Annotated in this window: 12 protein-coding genes; 4 read left to right on the forward strand and 8 right to left on the reverse strand. The window is 64.9% G+C overall.

What is annotated here, in order from left to right:
- Positions 1 to 435: 435 nt before the first annotated feature.
- Genes PAN08_RS01770 through PAN08_RS01780 form a run of 3 tightly spaced genes read right to left on the reverse strand, consistent with a single transcriptional unit; the run spans position 436 to position 8,075 of the window.
- Entirely contained in the window at positions 436 to 3,555 is a 3,120-nt protein-coding gene (locus PAN08_RS01770; RefSeq protein ID WP_269789839.1) for an efflux RND transporter permease subunit, read from the reverse strand.
- Between the two features lie 9 nt (positions 3,556 to 3,564).
- Complete coding sequence (locus PAN08_RS01775) at positions 3,565 to 6,789, reverse strand: efflux RND transporter permease subunit (RefSeq protein WP_269789840.1); 3,225 nt, start codon at positions 6,787 to 6,789, stop codon at positions 3,565 to 3,567.
- A gap of 47 nt (positions 6,790 to 6,836) precedes the next feature.
- Complete coding sequence (locus tag PAN08_RS01780; protein WP_269789841.1) at positions 6,837 to 8,075, reverse strand: efflux RND transporter periplasmic adaptor subunit; 1,239 nt, start codon at positions 8,073 to 8,075, stop codon at positions 6,837 to 6,839.
- Between the two features lie 552 nt (positions 8,076 to 8,627).
- Here PAN08_RS01780 and PAN08_RS01785 point away from each other — a divergent pair.
- A complete protein-coding gene (locus PAN08_RS01785; RefSeq protein ID WP_269789842.1) occupies positions 8,628 to 9,947 on the forward strand; it encodes an amidohydrolase in 1,320 nt (439 codons plus the stop codon).
- 136 nt (positions 9,948 to 10,083) lie between these two features.
- Here the strand turns inward: PAN08_RS01785 and PAN08_RS01790 are convergent, their stop codons facing one another.
- The gene (locus PAN08_RS01790) at positions 10,084 to 11,598 is read right to left on the reverse strand and encodes an acetyl-CoA hydrolase/transferase family protein (protein WP_269789843.1); all 1,515 of its coding nucleotides are present in this window, start codon (positions 11,596 to 11,598) and stop codon (positions 10,084 to 10,086) included.
- A 283-nt stretch (positions 11,599 to 11,881) separates the two neighbouring features.
- Between PAN08_RS01790 and glnE the strand changes: the two genes are divergently transcribed.
- Positions 11,882 to 14,728 carry a bifunctional [glutamate--ammonia ligase]-adenylyl-L-tyrosine phosphorylase/[glutamate--ammonia-ligase] adenylyltransferase gene (gene glnE, locus PAN08_RS01795; protein WP_269789844.1) on the forward strand — a complete coding sequence of 949 codons (2,847 nt, stop codon included), beginning with the start codon at positions 11,882 to 11,884 and terminating at the stop codon, positions 14,726 to 14,728.
- Between the two features lie 38 nt (positions 14,729 to 14,766).
- Here glnE and PAN08_RS01800 read toward each other — a convergent pair whose 3' ends face one another.
- The 4 genes from PAN08_RS01800 to PAN08_RS01815 all read right to left on the reverse strand — a co-directional run bounded on the left by PAN08_RS01800 (position 14,767) and on the right by PAN08_RS01815 (position 18,313).
- Complete coding sequence (locus PAN08_RS01800; protein ID WP_269789845.1) at positions 14,767 to 15,318, reverse strand: queuosine precursor transporter; 552 nt, start codon at positions 15,316 to 15,318, stop codon at positions 14,767 to 14,769.
- Between the two features lie 490 nt (positions 15,319 to 15,808).
- Positions 15,809 to 16,345 (reverse strand): hypothetical protein, encoded by a 537-nt coding sequence (locus PAN08_RS01805; RefSeq protein WP_269789846.1) that lies wholly within the window; start codon positions 16,343 to 16,345, stop codon positions 15,809 to 15,811.
- A 13-nt stretch (positions 16,346 to 16,358) separates the two neighbouring features.
- On the reverse strand, positions 16,359 to 17,213 hold the full coding sequence (locus tag PAN08_RS01810) for a DUF2145 domain-containing protein (protein ID WP_269789847.1): 855 nt from the start codon (positions 17,211 to 17,213) through the stop codon (positions 16,359 to 16,361).
- Between the two features lie 128 nt (positions 17,214 to 17,341).
- Positions 17,342 to 18,313: a mitochondrial fission ELM1 family protein gene (locus tag PAN08_RS01815; protein ID WP_269789848.1), complete on the reverse strand. Its 972-nt coding sequence runs from the start codon at positions 18,311 to 18,313 to the stop codon at positions 17,342 to 17,344.
- A 133-nt stretch (positions 18,314 to 18,446) separates the two neighbouring features.
- On the opposite strand from PAN08_RS01815, the gene PAN08_RS01820 reads away from it, so the two are divergent.
- Both PAN08_RS01820 and PAN08_RS01825 read left to right on the forward strand, forming a co-directional pair.
- A complete protein-coding gene (locus PAN08_RS01820; protein WP_269789849.1) occupies positions 18,447 to 19,037 on the forward strand; it encodes a malonic semialdehyde reductase in 591 nt (196 codons plus the stop codon).
- Between the two features lie 92 nt (positions 19,038 to 19,129).
- Complete coding sequence (locus PAN08_RS01825) at positions 19,130 to 19,843, forward strand: YceI family protein (protein WP_269789850.1); 714 nt, start codon at positions 19,130 to 19,132, stop codon at positions 19,841 to 19,843.
- The last annotated feature ends 31 nt before the right edge of the window (positions 19,844 to 19,874 follow it).

Consider the following 19,874-nt stretch of genomic DNA (forward strand, 5'->3'; position numbering starts at 1 on the left):
GCCCTTTTTTCTTGCGGAGAAATTGAACACGCGTGATGAAACGTGGGAACGCGGGGCGGGAAGAGCCATCGTCCGCTGAGTGCCTGTGGCCCGCGAAGCACTGGCCGCTGCCGCCATCGGTAGTGCGCCTAAGCCACTCCTATCGGCGGGCGATTGGATTACCCGGATTTCACACGCCCTTGCTGCTTCTTAACAGGGCGGCGTTCACTCTGGTGGCGAGGCATCCACGATGACGGGAGTCGGCCATGAGGCGTAATCGCATTCTTTCCAAACGCGGAATCATCATCATTGGCGCGTTGGTGATCGCGCTGGCGTTGATTATCAGCTTCGCGCCTTGGTGACCGGTTTTGTAATGCACGAAACCGATCTGCCTTGATCATGGAAGCCCAGGTATGCATGCGCTTACCCGGGCTTCTAATCCGCTGTTGGCTGCTCTCAGGCCTGCGCCAGCTTGCGTAGACGCTTGCGTTCTTTGCGGCGGGCGCGCCAGCTGCGCCAATGTTGTTGCAGGCACGAGAAGATCACGTACAACGCGGGCGTGCTCAACAAGGTCAGGCTCTGTGAAATCAGCAGGCCGCCGATCATTGCGATGCCCAGCGGGCGACGCAGTTCGGACCCTTCACCCAGGCCGATGGCCAGCGGCAGTGCCGCCAGAATCGCCACCATCGTCGTCATCATGATCGGGCGGAAACGCACGATGCAGGCTTCGCGCACGGCATCTGCCGGCGACTTGCCGTGTTCACGCTGCGCCACCAAGGCGAAGTCGATCATCATGATCGCGTTCTTTTTGACGATGCCGATCAACAACACCAGCGCAATCATCGAGATCACGGAGAGATCGGTGTTGGTCAGCCACAACGCCAGCAGTGCGCCCATGCCTGCAGCCGGCAGCGTCGACAGGATGGTGACCGGGTGCACCAGGTTTTCGTACAGCATGCCCAGCACGATGTAGACCGTGGCGATGGCAGCAATGACCAGCATCAGCATCGCGCTCGGGTCCATTGCACGGCCGAAACCGCCGCGCTCGGCCTGACGAATGTCGCCGGGCATGCGCAGGCCATTGATTGCCGCCTGCACGATGGCATCCCCTTCACCGCTGCTCACGCCCGGTGCCAGGTTGTAGCTCAGGTCCATCACCGTGTACTGGTTCTGGTGCGTCACTTGCGACGGTGCCAGCCCCGGTTCCTGGTGGGCGATGGTGGTCAGTGGAATCATCTGCCCGCTGCTGGAGCGCACATACAGGTCTTCGATGGCGGCCGGGCTGGCGGTCTGGCCGGGCAGTGCATTGACCACCACGCCGTATTGGTTGAGGTCGGCGTAGATGGTGGAGATCTGGCGTTGGCCGAAGGCGCCGTACAACGCGCCGTCAATGGCGCCGATGCTCACCCCCAGGCGCGATGCCTTGTCGCGGTCGATGACGATCTTCTGCATCAAACCGCCCTTGTCCACGTCCGAACCCACGTCACGCAGCTTGGGGTTCTGCTTGAGCACTTCCACCAGCCTGGGCAGCCACTCGGCCAATTGCCCGGCATCGTTGCCCTGCAGGGTCACGCGATTCTGCGCACCCTGCGAACCACCGCCGCCGCCATCGGACGGAAGATCCTGAATCGCGCGCAGGCGTACATCCAGGTCGGGGAACTGCGCAGCCTTGGCGCTCAGGCGGGTGACGACGACATTGGTCGGCTCTTTGCGACCTTCCTGCTGCGTGCGCAGCTCGATGTTGAACTGCGCGCTACTGCCTTGGCGGCTGGAACCCAGGCGCGAACCGACCATCTTCACCGCCGGATCGGCCAGGAACATGTCGCTGAGGCGACGCTGGCGCTCGCTCATTTCCTGGAACGACACCGTCGCACTGGAACTGGCACGGCCCCACACCAGGCCGGTGTCCTGCTCGGGGAACGACCCTTTGCTGACGGAGCCGGCGAGGTAGAACGTGGCCACGATCAGCAACAGCGGTGTCAGCGACAGGATCAGGCAATGGCGCAGTGAAAAATCCAACGCCACCGTGTAGATGCGCAGCATGCCTGCATGCATTCGATCCAGCAGCGGGCCGATGGGTGAAGGCTTCACCTGCACCGAATGCGGTTGCAGGAAACGTGCACACAGCGCCGGCGTCAGCGTCAGCGAGACAATCGCCGAAACCACGATCGCCGCCACCAGCGTCAAGGTGAACTCACGGAAAAACGCGCCGATCATGCCTTGCGCGAAAATGATCGGCAGGAACACCGCGATCAGTGACGCGGTGATGGAGACGATGGTGAAGCCGATTTCGCGCGCACCGGCCATCGCCGCCTGCTTGCGTGGCACGCCTTCGTCGAGGTGACGCATGATGTTTTCAATCACCACGATGGCGTCGTCAACGACGAAGCCAATGGCGACCACCAGCGCCAGCAAGGTGAGGTTGTTGAGGGTGAAGCCCAGCGTGGTCATCACCACAGCAGCACCGGCCAACGACAGCGGTACCGTCACCGCTGCGATCAAGGTGGGCGCCAGGCGGCGCAGGAACAGCGCCATGGTCAGGATCACCATCGCCAGGCTGATCATCAGCGTGATCTGCACTTCCGCCAGCGAGGCGCGGATGGTCGGGGTGCGGTCGAAGTAGGGCGTCAGCGTGGTGCCGGCATCCAGGTAACCGGACAACCCGGGTACGGCGTCCTTCACGCGATCCACCGTCGCCACGAGATTGGCGCCGCTGCGCAGGTACACGTACATCAGCACGCCGCGCTTGCCGTTGAACCAGGCCGCTTGATACGCGTCTTGCTGGCCGTCATAGACGGTGGCGATGTCCTTCAGCCGCACCACCGCGCCGTCATGCGTGGAGATGGCGACGTTGGCGAAATCCGGGGCCTTGCGGATCTGGTCATTGAGGACGATGGCGGTCTGGCTGTTGCCGTCGCTCAAAAAGCCCAGCGGCGAGGCCACGTTGGCGGCGCGCATGGCGTTGCGCAGGTCATCCGGGCTCAGCCCCAGTGCGTTCATCGCACGCAGGTTGAGGTCGATACGCACCGCGGGCGTGGACGCACCGGCGATATCCACCTGAGATACGCCGGGCAACTGCCGCAGCCGCTGTGCCAGCAGCGAGTCGGCCATGTTGTACAGCTCGGCCACCGACTGGGTTTCAGACGTCAGCGCCAGCGCGATCACCGGATCGTCGTTGGGGTTGGCCTTCTGGTAAGTGGGCGTGTTGATGCCTGCGGGAAGATCGGCCATGGCGGCGTTGATCGCGGCCTGCACATCCTGCGCTGCCGAGTCGATGTCGCGGCTGGTGTTGAACATCAAGAACACCATGCTGCGACCGTCGCTGCTGCTCGAACGCATGGTGTCGATGCCCGGCACCTGGCCGAGGTGGCGTTCCAGCGGCGCGGTAACGGTCGCGGCCATGGTGTTGGCATCGGCGCCAATGTTCGACGCCTGCACGAAGATCACCGGGATGGTCAGGTTGGGCAGGGCGGCGACGCCCAGGCGCAGGTAGCAGACCAGTCCAGCGAAAAACAGGCCGATGGCCAGCAGGCCGATGCCGATGGGGCGTTTGATGAAAGGCGCGGAAATATTCATGCCGGCGCGTTACCGGGCCGTCTGCAGACGTGTGGCGGCGCGTTGTTCGCGACGCTTGGCGGCCCACTCGGACAGGCGCTCGAAGTACAGGTAGATCACCGGCGTGGTGTACAGCGTGACCAGCTGCGACAGCAGCAGGCCGCCGACGATGGCCACACCCAGCGGCCGCCGCAGTTCCGAACCGATGCCAGTACCCAGCGCCAGCGGCAGCGCGCCGAGCATGGCCGCAGCAGTGGTCATCATGATCGGGCGGAAACGCAGCAGGCAGGCGCGTCGGATGGCGTCGTAGGCGTTGGCACCGGAGCGCTGCGCGTCCAGTGCGAAGTCGATCATCATGATCGCGTTCTTCTTGACGATACCAATCAGCAGGATGATGCCGACGATGCCGTCCACCGACAGGCTCATGCCGCACAGGTACAACGCCAGCAGCGCGCCGACACCGGCTGGCGGCAACGTGGAGATGATGGTCAACGGGTGGATGTAGCTCTCATACAGCACGCCCAGCACGATGTAGATCACCGCGATGGCGGCCAGCAGCAACAGCACTACGTCGGTCTGGCTGCTGGAGAACTCCGCTGCCGTACCGACGAACTGCGCCTGCATCTGCTGCGGCAACTGCAGTTCGGCGACGGCCTTGTTGATCGCATCCACCCCTTCGGACAACGAATAACCCGGTGCCAGGTTGAAGGAAATGGTGGCCGACGGCAGCTGCTGTTGATGGCTGACGATCAGCGGCGCGGTGCCCGGAATGGCGGTGGCAATGGCCGACAGCGGAATGCTGCCGCCGCCGCCCAGCGCGATGCCGGTATTGCTGTTGCCGATGCCGGTGGCAGTGGAGGAGTTGCTCGATGTCACCTGGCCCAGCGAGGTGGCGTTGCTGCCGGTGAGTGTGCCGCTGCCGTTGCTGCCGATGGCGAGCTGGTTCATCAACGCATCGCTGTTGCGGAACTCCGGTGCCACTTCCAGCACCACGCGGTACTGGTTGAGCTGGGTGAAGATGGTGGAGATCTGGCGCTGGCCGTAAGCGTCGTACAACGTGTCGTCGATGGTCTGCATCGGCACGCCGTAACGCGCGGCCTTGTCGCGGTCTACTTCAACATGCAGGGCGCGACCGTGGTTGGCCAGGTTGTTGTCGACGTCGGCCAGCTCGGGCAAACGGCGCAGTGCATCGGTGACGCGGTCGGTCTGCGCGGCCAGCTCGGTGCTGTCCATGTCCGACAACGAGAACTGGTACGCGGTGGCAGCCACGCGCGTATCCAGCGTCACGTCCTGCACCGGCTTGAGGTACAGCGCCACGCCGGGGATATGCGCAGCGGCGGCCTGCAGGCGCGGCAGCAGCACGTCGAGTCCGTCACGGTCACCACGGTCCTTGAGCACGATGCTCAGCTGGCCCTGGTTGAGCGTGGGATTCATGGTGCCCGCGCCGATGTAGGCAGCCACGCCGCTCACCGCGTCGTCCTTCTGCAATGCGGCAGCCACTGCCTGGGTGCGCTGCTGCATCTGATCGAAGGCCACGTTCTGGTCGGCCAGCACCACGCCGGTGATCATGCCGGTGTCCTGGTCGGGCAGCAGACCCTTGGGGATCACCATGTACAGCAGCACCGTCAGCGCGACCGACGCCAGGGCGATGCCCAGGGTCAACGGCTGGTGACGCAGCACCCAATCCAGGCTGCGTTCGTAGGCATGTACCAGGCGCGACCATGCGGTGACCTTGCCCTCGGCTGCGGCGCGCTCGTGGGCGTCGTCGCCTTCGGGCAGTGCGTCGGGCTTGAGCAGATACGCGCACATCATCGGCGTGAGCGTCAGCGAGATCAGCATCGAGATCGACACGGCAATCGTCAGCACCCACGCAAATTCATGGAACAGGCGCCCGGTAACGCCCGGCATCAGGATCAACGGCAGGAACACCGCAACCAGTGACACCGTCAGCGACAGCACGGTAAAGCCAATCTCTTTGGAACCAACTTCCGCCGCTTCCTTGCCGTCCTTGCCTTGTTCGATGTAACGCACGATGTTCTCGATCATCACGATCGCATCGTCGACGACGAAACCGGTGGCCACGGTCAGTGCCATCAGCGACAGGTTGTCCAGCGACATGCCGGCAAAGGCCATCACGCCGAACGTGCCCATCAATGACAACGGCACCGCGACCGATGGAATCACCGTGGCCCACAAACGGCGCAGAAATACGAAGATCACCGCCACCACCAGACAGATGGTGAGGATGAGGGTGAACTGCACGTCATGCACCGAAGCGCGGATGGTGACGGTGCGGTCAGAGAACACATCCAGCTTCACGTCCGCCGGCAACATGGCCTGCAGGCTGGGCAGAATCTGGCGGATGTTCTCCACTGTCTTGACGATGTTGGCGCCCGGCTGGCGGCGCACTTCCAGCAGCACTGCCGGCTTGCCATCCGCCCAGGCGGCGATCTGGTCGTTCTCCACGCCATCGACCACCTTCGCCACGTCGCGCAGGCGCACCGGCGCACCGTTCTGGTAGCGGATGATGACGTCGTTGTAGTCGGCCGCGTCGCTGAGCTGGTCGTTGGTGGACAGCGTGTAACTCTGCGTCTTGCCGTTGAGCGACCCCTTGGGTGCATTGACGTTGGCCTGCGTCAGCGCACTGCGCAGGTCCTCCATGGTCATGCCCATGTTGGACAGCTGCGCCGGATTGGCCTGGATGCGCACCGCAGGACGCACGTTGCCGGCAATGGAGACCAGGCCTACGCCGTCCACCTGCGACATGCGCTGGGCCAGTATCGAATCGGCGAGATCGTTGACCTCACGCAGCGGCCGCGTGTCGGAGACGAGCTTGAGGGTGAGGATCGGCGCATCGGCCGGGTTCACCCGGTTGTAGACGGGCTGGTAAGGCAATGAGCTGGGCAGGGTGGCTTGGCGGATCGCGGCCTGCACGTCCTGCGCGGCGGTGTTGATGTCCCGTTCCATCGAGAACTGCAGCACGATGCTGGACAGCCCGGCCGAGGAGTCGGAGGTCATCATGTCCAGGCCGGAAATCTGGCCCAGCTGCCGCTCCAGCGGTGTGGTCACCAGCGAGGCCATGGTCTGCGCGCTGGCACCCGGGTACTGCGTGGTCACCACCAGACTGGGGGCTTCGATCTCGGGCAGGGCGGCTACCGGCAGGCGCTGGTAACCGAGGATGCCCAACAGCATCAGGCCGACCATCAACAACGAAGTAGCGATCGGACGGCGGATGAAAATAGTCGAGAAGCCCACGGGCGATTCCTGGTGCGGGGGGAGAGGGCGAGGTGACGTGCTGCGCGTCAGCGCGGCGGGCCGCCTCGTCCACCAAGGCCCTTCTGGCTGGCCGCCTTGAGCTGTTCTTCAGTGGGTGCCGCCGGTGCCTGGCCCGGGGTCAGCTGGGTGACCTTGCTGCCTTCCTTGAGCCGGAACTGGCCTTCAGTCACCACCCTGTCGCCCGGTTGCAGGCCCTTGCTGATAACCACATGGCTGTCGTCGACCTGACCGCCCTGCACCACATCACGCAGGGTGACGGTGCTGTCGGGCTTGATCAGGTAGACAAAATCACTGTTGCTGCTGCGCTGCACGGCTTCGGCCGGTACAACGACCGCGTTGGGCAGCTCGTTGAGCTGCATGCGCACGTTGACGAACTGGCCCGGCCACAGCGCGCTTTCGGCATTGGGGAACTCGGCGCGCAAGCGGAACGTGCCGCTGCTGCTGCTGATCTGGTTGTCCACCACCTGCAGCTTGCCGTCGGCGTTGACCACGGCACCGCCTTCGCGGTCGAGCGTGGAGGTCTGCAGGGGGCCGGCCTGCTGCGCGGTACGCACGGCGTCGAGCTGCTGCTCGGGCAGGTTGAACATCACATAGACCGGCTGCAGCTGCGTCACCGTGACGATCTGCGTGCCCGCACTGACCACATTGCCGGGGTCCACTGCGCGGATACCGGTGACACCGCTGATCGGCGAGGTGATGCGGGTGTAGTCCAACTGCACTTTGGCCTGGTCGGCTGAGGCCTGCGAGGCCGCGACCGCCGCTTGATACTGCGCCACCTGGTTGCGCAGCGTGGTCAGGTCGGTCTGTGCCACGAACTGGCGGTACTCCGGCGAGTTGGAGCGTTCGAAGTTGGACTGTGCGGTGGCCAGCAGCGCCTGGTTCTGGCGCTTGCTGGCGGTGGCCTGGTTGTACTGGGCCTGGAAGGTGCGCGGATCAATCTGCGCCAGCAACTCGCCCTTCTTCACCGGCTGGCCTTCGCGGAAATTCACGCTCAGCAGCTCACCGCCTACCTGCGGGCTGACGGCGACAGTGTTGTAGGCGGCCACGGTGCCCTGCGCGGTCACGTAAACCGGCACATTCTTGCGCTCGGCAGTGACGACGGTGACGGGCACCGGGGCGCTGTCGCGGTCGCCGCCATTGCCTTGGCCCATGCCTGCTTCCGCACCCGGTGCCTTCTGCTTGCCCCCGCCCATCACCCGGTAGCCGATACCGATCACGAGGAGCACTGCGATGACCAGCAGCACAATCTTCCAGAAACGCGACATGCGAAAACTCCTGAGGAACCGGTAGGGGAGGTGGAGCGGCGAAGCTACAGAGGATACCGCTGTGGTGTGTCGGACTGGTTCATGACCGATGGGCCACGCGGTCAGACCGTGATAAGTGATGAACGTTCCATGGCGGCTTTGGTTGACCTGAGTGATGGCGCGAGAGGGGTTGGGGTGAGAGGGCTTACAACGCAGTGAAGCCAATGCTCCCCTCATCCGCCCCTGTGGAGCACCTTCTTCCGCACGCGGGAGAAGGGAAGCGGAAACCGCGTGCCGCTCGCAGCTTTAGCCCCTCTCCCGCACGCGGGAGAGGGGTTGGGGTGAGAGGGCTTACAACGCAGTGAAGCCAATGCTCCCCTCATCCGCCCCTGTGGGGCACCTTCTTCCGCACGCGGGAGAAGGGAAGCGGACACCGCGTGCCGCTCGCAGCTTTAGCCCCTCTCCCGCACGCGGGAGAGGGGTTGGGGTGAGGGCGGGGACTTCCCCGGCAATGCCCCTGCGCCGCGCAGTTGCGCTCTACACTCACCGCTCTGCCCTCAAGGAGCATTGCCGATGGCTCGCAAGACCGTGTTGTTGTCCGCGCTGCTATGCGCGCTGTCACCGCTGGTTGCCCATGCAGACGTAGCGCAGCGCCCCGAAGTCGCTGCCGCCGCCAAGCGTCTGCAACAGCAGGTGGTGGACTGGCGCCGTGACTTCCATGCACATCCGGAGCTGTCCAACCGAGAGGAGCGCACCTCCGCCAAGGTCGCTGAGCGCCTGCGTGCGATGGGCCTGCAGCCGCAGACCGGCGTGGCCGTGCATGGCGTCGTTGCGATCATCAAGGGAGGCTTGCCCGGGCCGAAGATCGCCCTGCGTGCGGATATGGACGCGCTACCGGTGACCGAACAGACCGGCCTGCCGTTCGCCTCCAAGGCCAAGGCGGAGTACCGCGGTGAACAGGTGGGTGTGATGCATGCGTGCGGCCACGACGCCCACACCGCCACCCTGCTTGGCGTGGCGGATGCGCTGGTGGCCATGCGCGACACGCTGCCCGGTGAAGTGATGTTGATCTTCCAGCCGGCCGAAGAAGGCGCGCCGCCGCCGGAGCAGGGTGGTGCCGACCTGATGCTCAAGGAAGGCCTGTTCAAGGACTTCAAGCCTGAAGCAGTGTTCGGCCTGCATGTGTTCTCCAGCGTCCAGGCTGGGCAGATCGCAGTGCGCGGCGGCCCGTTGATGGCGGCCTCCGATCGCTTCTCGATCACCGTCAACGGCCGCCAGACGCATGGCTCGGCACCGTGGAACGGCATTGATCCGATTGTCGCGGCGTCGGACCTGATCGGCACCGCGCAGACCATCGTCAGCCGTCGCACCAACCTGTCCAAGCAGCCGGCGGTGGTCACCTTCGGCGCGATCAAGGGTGGCATCCGCTACAACATCATTCCCGACTCGGTGGAGATGGTCGGCACCATCCGTACCTTCGATCCGGACATGCGCCAGCAGATCTTCGCCGACCTGCGCAACGTGGCCGAACACACCGCTGCCGCGCATGGCGCCACCGCCACCACGGACATCTACGAGAAAGATGGCAATCCGGCCACGGTCAACAACCCGGCGCTGACCGCACGCATGCTGCCCAGCCTGCAGGCGGTGGTAGGCAGCAGCAACGTCTACGAGCCGCCGTTGCAGATGGGTTCGGAGGATTTCTCGTTGTATGCGTTGCAGGTGCCGTCGATGTTCTTCTTCGTCGGTTCCACTTCCGAGGGCATTGATCCGGCGACTGCGCCCAGCAATCATTCGCCCAAGTTCCTGCTCGATGAAAAAGCACTGGATGTGAGCCTGCGCGCGCTGCTGCAGGTGTCGCTGGATTATCTGCACGGTGGCACCCAGCAGTAACGCCAACTTTGTAAGTCCGGCATGTAGTGGCGAGCGATGCTCGGCAGGAATGTCGCCGACAAAGCCGCTGAGCGTTCTACGGCAACAGAAAACCCGGCAATTACGCCGGGTTTTCTGTTTGCAGCGTTCTGGCGTTTCAGGCCTTCATGCTGCCGGTATCGATGTAGCGCTGGTGCCAGGACAGAGCTTCGGGCAACAGATGCGGCGTGTGTTTGCCATAGCTGTCGCGGCTGGCGCGGTCGAAGTAATCGTTGAGCTGGTCGCGGTAATCCGGATGCGCGCAGTTGTCGATCATCACGCGTGCGCGGGCACGCGGCGGCAGGCCACGCAGGTCGGCCAGGCCCTGTTCGGTGACGATGATGGAGACGTCATGCTCGGTGTGATCGACGTGGCTGACCATGGGCACGATCGCCGAGATGCTGCCGCCCTTGGCCACCGACGGGCTCAGGAACGTGGACAGGAAACCGTTGCGGGTGAAGTCACCCGAGCCGCCGATTCCATTCATGATGCGGCTGCCCATCACGTGCGTGGAATTCACGTTGCCGTAGAGGTCCACTTCCAGCATGCCATTCATGCCGATGCAGCCCAGCCGGCGCACCAGTTCTGGATGGTTGGAGATTTCCTGCGTGCGCATGATGATGCGGTCGCGGTAGAAATGGATGTTGCGTTTGAACTCTTCGTTCGCTTCCGGGCTCAGTGCGAAACCGGTGCACGAGGCGTATTCGAGCACGCCGGATTTGAGCAGGTCGAGCATGCCGTCCTGGATCACCTCGGTGAACGAGGTCAGGCCACGCAGGCCGCTTTCGGCCAGGCCGGCAAGCACTGCATTGGGAATATTGCCCACGCCCGACTGCAGCGGCAGCAGGTTCTGCGGCAGACGGCCCCGGGCCACTTCGTGCTTGAGGAATTCGATCAGATGGCCGGCGATGAGCTTGCTGTCTTCATCAATCGGCTTGAACGGGCTGTTGCGGTCCGGGCCATTGGTACGGACGATCGCCACGATCTTGTCCGGATCCACATCCAGTGTGGTCTGGCCGATGCGGTCGTTGGCGTGCACCAGCGGGATGGGCTTGCGGTGCGGCGGCAGCGCGGTGCCGTAGTAGATGTCGTGCATGCCCTCGATGCCTTCGGGCTGCCACTCGTTGACCTCGATGATCACTTTCTTGGCCAGGTCCAGCCAGGTCTTGTTGTTGCCGACCGAAGTGGAGGGCACCAGTGCGCCGTCTTCGCGGATGGCCGACACCTCGATCACGGCGGTGTCGATGTCGCCGTAAAACCCAAACCACACGTGTTGGGCAACGTGCGAAAGATGGATGTCGATGTAATCCAGCTTGCCTTCGTTGATGCGCTTGCGGGCATCAGGGTCGGTCTGGAACGGCATGCGCATGGCAATGGCGTCGACCTTGGCCAGTGCGCCATCGAGCTCAGGCGCGGTGGAGGCACCGGTCATCAACTTGATCTGGAACGGCAGGCCCTGTGCGTGCACATCCTCGATGCGCTTGGCCAGCGCGATCGGCACCGCCTTGGGGTAGCCGGAGCCAGTGAAACCGCTCATGGCGACGGTTTCGCCCGGCTGGATGAAAGCTGCCGCTTGTTCGGCGGAAACGATGCGGTCGCGCAGGCGCGCGTCCAGGATGCGTTCGACAGACATGACGACCAGGGATTTTGGGGGGAACGCCAATTATCGCGGATCACCGTGAACAGGGGTGTTCTACCTTGGTGGGATGGTCTTTGCGGATCGGGGGCTCTTGTACCGGCAAGTACTGTTTTGCACTGCAGCGTGCAAGTTGTTCGTACACCCCGCACGATCGCCCTGCATCCCGACGTGGGGGAGGGAGCAAAGCCCGCTGACAGTTCGCTGTCAGCGGGCTTTTTTAATGTCCGTTCGCCGAACATGGCGACTGCGGCCATGGCCAGATGCCAGAATCGGCGGTATGACTCTCCCCGCCCCCGCATTGCCTGAACACGTCGTGCCGGTCGTCGACCGTGCCATTGCCCGCCTCAAACTGGCCCTGCCGGACCCGTCGCAATGGCCGCAGGCCCCGGATTTCGAGGCAGGCCTGCGCCAGCTGGCGGTGACCAGCGATTTTGCCATCGACACCCTGTGCCGCCAGCCAGAACTGCTGGCATTGCTGGCTCAGCCCGATCCTGCCCCGGTGTCGCAACCGGAGCTGGATCCGCTGCAGCCCAGCGCCTGGCCGACCCAACTGCGCCGTTATCGCGCGGCGGCCTCTACCCGGCTGATCTGGCGTGACCTCAGTGGTGCCGACGACGTGGGCGCCACCCTGGCCGGCGCCACGGTGCTGGCCGAGGACTGTCTGCAGCTGGCGTTGGTCGCGCTGGAGCAGGAATTTGCCAGCCGTCACGGGGTAGTGCGTGACGCCGACGGCAGCGTGCAGCGGCTGGTGGTGTTTGGCCTGGGCAAGCTGGGTGGCAGCGAGCTGAATTTTTCCTCCGACATCGACCTGGTTTATGCCTACCCCCACGGCGGCGGCTTTCAACAGCCGGATGGCTGGTCATCCGACGGCGCTCGCCCGCTGGCGGCCGAGGAGTATTTCGCCCGGCTCGGTCAGCGCCTGGGGCGGCTGCTCGACGAAACCACCGCTGAAGGCTTCTGCCACCGTGTTGATCTACGGCTGCGTCCGTTCGGCACCGCCGGGCGGGTGGCGTTGTCTTTCGCCGGCATGGACCAGTATTTCCAGCGCGAAGGCCGCGACTGGGAGCGCTATGCGTGGATCAAGGCGCGCGCGGTGGCCGGCGACATTGCCGCCGGTGAAGCGTGGCTGGAGACCTTGCGGCCGTTCGTCTATCGCCGCTATCTGGATTTCACCGCGCTGGACGGCCTGCGCGAGATGAAGGCGGCCATCACCGCCGAGGTTGCGCGCAAGGACCGGCTGGATGACATCAAGCGCGGGCCCGGCGGCATCCGCGAGATCGAATTTCTTGCGCAGGCTTTGCAGCTGATCCGTGGCGGGCGCGAAGCGGCGCTGCGCGAACGCCGCCTGTTGCCGGCGCTGCGCGCGCTGGTCGAGGCCGGGCAGATGGCTGAAGCCGATGGTGACGACCTGACCACCGCCTATCGCTTCCTGCGCCGGATGGAAAACCGCCTGCAGATGTTGCGCGACGCGCAGACCCACTGCCTGCCCACCGATCCGCTGGACCGCACGCGCATTGCGCTGGGCCTGGGCTACACCGACTGGGACGCCCTGCTGCATGCCCTCAACGAACAGCGCCAGCGCGTGAGTACCGAATTTGGCGCGCTGCTGGCGCCCCGCCAAGGCCAGGCCGCCCCCGATGCGCTGGCCAGTTATTGGCGCGGGCTGCCCGGTAGTGGCAATGCCGAGGTGCTGGCCGAGGCCGGTTTCGCCGACGCCAATAGTGCCGACCAATCGTTGCGCGAGTTTGCACAATCACTGGGTGTGAAGTCGCTGTCGGACAGTGCGCGTGCGCGCCTGGACCGCGTGCTGCCGGCCCTGCTGCTGGCGGCCACCCGCTCGCCGCAACCGGACGCCGCGCTGCGCCGGGTGCTGGGTCTGTTGCAGGCCATCCTGCGGCGCACCAGCTACCTGGCCCTGCTCGACGAACAACCCAGCGCGCTCACCCGCCTGGTCAACGTGCTGGCGCGCAGCGCGCTGTTGTCTGAGCGGCTGGTCGCGTTCCCGTTGCTGCTGGACGAACTGCTGGACACGCGCGTGGCCGGGCCCATGCCCGAAGCCCAGGAAATGCATGACGCCTGCGCCACCGCCCTGGCCATCGACGATCCGGAAGTGGCCTTGCGCGCCCTCAACGAAGTGCGTCTGGCGCTGAGCTTCCGCATGGCGTTGGCATTCCACGATGGTCGCCAGCGTGCGGTGGACTGCACCCAACAGCTGGCCCAGCTCGCCGACGCGGTGGTGGTGACGGTGCTCGAAATGGCGCGTGCCGACATGGCCCGCGCGCATGGTGAAGTCCCCGGCGGACGTTTCGCCATCATCGGTTACGGCAGCCTGGGCGGATTGGAGCTGGGCTTCGGTTCCGATCTGGATCTGGTGTTTCTGTATGCCCATCCGCCCGAGGCCGAGGCCAGCGATGGTCCGCGGCCGCTGGAAAGCGGCCGCTGGTTCGCGCGCCTGGCGCAGAAAGTGATGGCGTTGTTGGCGGCGGTCACGGCTGCCGGCCGTCTGTATGACATCGACGTGCGCCTGCGCCCGGATGGCGGCAAGGGCGCCTTGGTGTCGTCGTTGGCCAGCTACACCGAGTACCAGCGCGAACGCGCCTGGACCTGGGAACACCAGGCATTGGTGCGCGCGCGCGGTGTGGCGGGTGATCCGTCCTTGCTGGCCGATTTCGAGCAGGTACGCACGGTCACGCTGGGCCGCGAACGCGACCACGACACGCTGTTTGGCGACGTATTGAAGATGCGCGCTCGCATGCGTGCCGAGCTGGACCGCAGCGATGCGGCGCGGCTGGATCTCAAGCAGGGAGCGGGTGGTTTGGTCGACCTGGAGTTCGTGTTGCAGACCGGCGTGCTGGCCGGCGCATCGCGCAATCCCGCGCTGTCCGAACCGCGCGAAACGCCGTTCCTGATCGCTGCACTCGCTGCCTCAGGTTGGTTGCCCGGTGACACCGCCGTGGCGCTGCACGATGCGCACGCCACGCTGTTGGATGCCGGGCTTTCCTGCACGCTGGACCGGCGCGCGCGCATGGCCGTACCGACACCGGAGATCGAAGCGGCGTGCGCGGCGATCTCCGCTGCGGCCATCGCCAAGGGGCTGCCTTTTGAGCCGGGCAAGCATGTTTGACCGGTAGCGGGAATCAGCGCCGTACACGGCGCTGACGGTCAGCGTGCTGGCGCCATCTTCCACAGCAAGGCGCGGAACGGTGCCAGCAGGCAGACGCCGATGGCCAGCTTCACGGCCAGGTCGCCGAATGCCCAACTGACCCATGGCAGGGACGAGCCGGCAAAGGCGATGGACCAGAAGATCGCCGTATCCACGGTGGCGCTGCAGGTGGTGGCCACCATCGGCGCACGCCACCAGTTGCCCGCGCGCAGGCGGTCGAACACGGTGATGTCCAGCAACTGCGCCACGATGAACGCCGAGCAGGACGCTATCGCGATACGCGGCGTAGCGATCCAGATCGACAGCACCACCGCCACCGCAAAGCCGGCCCATGCCACGCGGCGGGCAGCCTGCGGGCCGAAGCGGCGGTTGATCAGGTTGCTGACCAGAAACGCGATGGGATAGCTGAAGGCACCCCAGGTCAGCCAATCATTGATCGGGTACTGCACCAGCACGTTCGAGCCCAGCACCACGGCACCCATCGCCAGCACGGCGAGCAGCAGCGAGGTGGGGGTGAGCGGTGCGAAGCGATTGGAAGAATGCAAGGACATGGACGGCACAGGCAGCACCGGATGGCGCTGTAGAGAAGAGAGAAAGAAGGGCGACCAGGCTGGAAGCGGCAGGTACGCAGGGCGGCATTGTAACCGGCGAGGCCAGGCAGGCATGTCAACGCGGGGGAACAGCGTGTCCTGTCAGACGCGCGGTGCTCCCCGCTTTGGCCTTCTCCCGCCACCGGGAGAAGGGGTGACGGGCCGATGCTCTGCGCTCAAAGCCCTTCTCCCGCGAGCGGGAGAGGGGTGACGTTGGCCGATGCTCTGTGCTCAAAGCCCCTCTCCCGCGAGCGGGAGAGGGGTTGGGGTGAGGGGAGCTCTTGAGCTTGTTGCTTCCCAAAAGTGCCTCATCCGTCCTACGGGCACCTTCTCCCATCAACGAGAGAAGGGATGGCGTGTGGCCGATGCTCTGCGCTCAAAGCCCTTCTCCCGCGAGCGGGAGAGGGGTTGGGGTGAGGGCAGCAATCAGCACCTCTGCGATCTCAACGCCTTACAACGCAGATGTACGGCTCTCGTCAATCGCCTCGGCGGTCGGGACGAAGGTCAGCACCGCACCATCCTCGGCGCGCAGCATCCAGCCCGCACCTTGCGGACTGGGCGTGAAGGCAACGGTCTGGCCCACGACGAAGTTCGCCGCTGGGTTGTCCTCGCGCTGCGGCCATTGCAGCTGGGCAGTGTTCTCGGCGTTGGCCGGGTCTTGCAGTGCCACGCTGCGACCGCCTTCGGCGGTGCCGGTGATCGACTTCACCTGCATGTCCGGCAGCGGGCCGGCGGTGATCCGGCGTGGCTTGTCATCCTTGCGCTCGGTCGACGCCTTGGAGCCATCGGCCGTCTTGCGTACGCCGGCCGCCGACAGGAACAACGGGCCGGAGACCACCATGGCCACGCTCGCGCTGGTCACCAGCACCGATATCTCCGAACCATTGAGTTGGCCTTCGCCGGCGCGCGCATCGCGCGGTGCCAGGGACAGGCCGAGGCAGGCGGTGATCGCCAGGGCCATAACGCCGTGATGGAGGAACTGTTTCATGGACTGACTCCTTTCATTGAACAGGGGTTTGCACGCTGGCACCGGCGACTGCGGGTACCGGCGTTTGATGGGGGATGGACAACTCGCGCTCCAGCGCGCCACTGCGGTGCAGGAAATCAAACGTCGATTCCACCGTCACCACCGAGTAATTGCCGGAGATGCGCTCGCTGGCGGGATGGTCGCTGACGGCGACGTTGTCGGCGAAGAAACGCGCGCCCAGCCGCTTGCCGATACCGATGTGCATGCGCGTGGGCAGGTAACCCTTGCGTGACAGCCAAGCCAGCGCGTCATTGCGGTTGCCCAGCGTCGTGCCGTCTTCGGCCTGCGCCATCGCCGCAGCGGTGACTTCCAGAATCCACTGATTGGAGTTCTGGAATTCGTTGCTGCCGGGATAGGCCAGCATGCTGTAACGCGGCTGGTGCAGCGCACGTGCCTGTGTGGCAGCGCCGGTCAACAGTGGCTTGAGCGCGGCACGCACTGCCGGCGTGGGGATGCCCACGCGCAGGTCGGTGGTGATGGAACTTTCACCAACCAGGTTCACCAGGCCCTCGCGGTACAGGTCGGATGAATCGGTCTTGCAGCGGTTGAGCAGGTGCACCACGTCCCAGCCGCCTTGGTCATTGCGGACCAGAAAGGCGAGGTGACTGTGGCGCAGGCCATATTTGCTCAGGTCCTGGCCGCCGCGCGCCGCGATGGCCACCTCCACGTCGGGCAGGGCATCGAGGGCGTCGGCAGTGATCGCGGCCATATCGAACATCGCTGCGACAGTGGTCGGCGGCGGGTAGCGCGGTGCGCAAACGGGTTGCGCGAAGGCCGGCATTGCCAACGTCAGTAATACGGAGAGCAGTAGTGTTCTGCGGTGTTTCATCGGCGCGCATCCTTGCATGAGGATTGAAAGGAATCGTTAGGTGGAGGGCGGGTCGAGGTTCTTGCTGCTGTCTTTGCGGGAGTGACGATCTGAAGGGCCTGGAGAAAGCTTCCGCCCCCTTCCGCCTCTCATAACCCCAAACGCAACTTCACCTCAGCGGCAATGCGCTCGGTCTCGCGCAATGGCTCAATGGTCTGCGACGAACCGGCATCCAGAACCGCCAGCCCATCAAGCAGCCGGCCACGCGTACGCAGCGCCGCCTGGAAGTGTGCCATCCGTGCCTGCGCTCGCTCGCCCAGCAACACGCCGACGGGCACTCGCGTGGCGCAGGCTTCGGACAAAAGATTCACGGAATCGGGAGTGCAGATGATGCGGTCAGCCCAGCCGAGCAGGCCCGCATACGGGTTGGAACCATCGCCGCCGTCACTCCAGATCACCCCCGGCACATCATCAAAGGCGCGCAGCAGCGCGTCGGTGACCGGGCGCGGGGTGCGCCGTGAGGTGGTGGCCAATACGCTGCCGCCATCGGCGCGGATGCGTGCTGCCAGTTGCTGCAGCAGTGGTTGGATGTCCTGTTCCTGCCAGGGCGCATGGTTGGTGGGGCCGCCCACGAGCAGGGCGGTACGTGGCCCCGGCAGCTGCTCGAAACTGGAAAACGCGGCGCGGCCCAGGGCCAGCCAGTCGTCGCTGACCGGATTCAGGCTGCCCAACAAGCTGAGGACATTATCGCCGCGCAGGCGGTCATGTTCGGGAACGACCAACAGGTCCCAGTGGCGGGCGCTGATGCGGGGGTCGAGGATCTGCACCGTGCGGGTACCGCGCTGGCCCAACAGCCGCAATGCGCCGGCCGCTTGCCTGCCGCAGCCGATGGCCAACCCTGGCGGGTTGTCGGCCAGCCGTGCGAAGGCCGGGCCAAAACTCCGTACCCCGCCGGGCAGCAAACACGGTGTAAACCAGCGCCACGGCGCCCGGGGCTGCAGCTGCAGGCGCTGCTGGCCGCCCAAACGTAGTGCAGAGGCCAACGCCACGGCCTGCCGCACATTGCCGGCGCGGCCGTCAGTGATCGTCCAGGGAAGCGTCGATCGTTTCGCGTATGGCATTAATTCGTTTCAAAAAGGCTGGGTGTTGCAACAGTCGCTGGCGCCTACACTGCGCTCTGCACATTGGCGCCGCCATTGTCCGGGGCTTCCCGAGGGAATGCCACGACCGTAGCCCACTCATCACGGAGTTTCCATGTCCGACATCTTCACTGATGCCGCGCTTGACCAGCTGTTCCGCACCGCCCGTACCCAGAACTCGTTCCAGGATCGCCCGGTCGAGGACAGCCAATTGCGTGCGTTGTACGACCTGCTGAAGTGGGCCCCGACCTCGGCCAACGCCAGCCCGGCGCGCTTTGTGTTCGTCAAATCCGCTGAAGCCAAGCAGAAGCTGGCGCCGGCATTGTCCGAAGGCAATCTGGCCAAAACGCTGGCTGCGCCGGTCACCGCGATCATTGCCTTCGACCAGGATTTCCACGAAAAACTGCCGTACCTGTTCCCGCACACCGACGCCAAGTCGTGGTTCGACGGCCCGCGCGAAGGCCGCCACGAGGCCGCATTCCGCAACGGTACCCTGCAAGGTGCCTACCTGATCCTGGCCGCGCGCGCGCTGGGCCTGGATGCCGGCCCGATGTCCGGTTTCGATGCGGCCAAGGTGGATGAAGCGTTCTTTGCCGGCACCGCCATCAAGTCCAATTTCCTCGTCAATCTGGGCTATGGCGACCCTGCCGGTATTTTCCCGCGCTTGCCGCGTCTGTCTTTCGACGAAGCCGCGCGCATCGCGTAAATGCTCCAACCGGTGGTGGCCATCACATTGGCCGAAGCCGACCCCACTGAAACTGCCTGCGTTTCCCTTTACGAATCCTCTAGGAGAGTCCCATGTCCAACCTGTCCAAGCTGCTGCTCCCGCTGGCGCTGGCCGCCGCCATCACCGCTTGCTCCAAGCCGGCCGACCAGGCGGCTGCCCCGGCCGCCACCCCGGCTGAAACCGCTGCCCCGGCCGAAGCCGCTGCGGCTGCCCCGACCGCTCCGGAAGCGGCTGCCATCGTGGTTGCTGCCGGTACCTACAAGCTCGACCCGACCCACACCGACGTGCTGGTGCAGTGGAACCACCTGGGCTTCTCCAACCCGACCGCTCACTTCGGCAACGCTGACGGCACCTTGGTGTACGACGCTGCCGACGTGACCAAGTCGACCGTGGAAGTGACCCTGCCGCTGTCCGGCCTGAACAGCTTCACCGCCAAGTTCGACGAGCACCTGCGCGCCGCCGATTTCTTTGACGCGGCCAAGTTCCCGGTTGTCACCTTCAAGAGCACCAAGGTGGAAGCCGCGGGCACCAACAAGCTGAGCGTCACCGGTGACCTGACCGTCAAGGGCGTCACCAAGCCGGTGGTGCTGGACGTGACCATCAACGGTGCCGGCGAGCACCCGATGATGAAGGTACCGTCGGTTGGTTTTGACGCCACCACCACCTTCAAGCGCAGCGAGTTCGGTATTGGCGCCTACGTTCCGAACGTCAGCGATGACGTCAAGGTACGCATCACCACCGAAGCCACGATCCCGAAGGCTGAAGAAGCTGCCAAGGCCGAGTAATCGCCTTGGCCGGCAACGGTCCGCAGTACCC

The organism is Stenotrophomonas sp. Iso1 (assembly GCF_027497995.1).
Lineage (GTDB): Bacteria > Pseudomonadota > Gammaproteobacteria > Xanthomonadales > Xanthomonadaceae > Stenotrophomonas.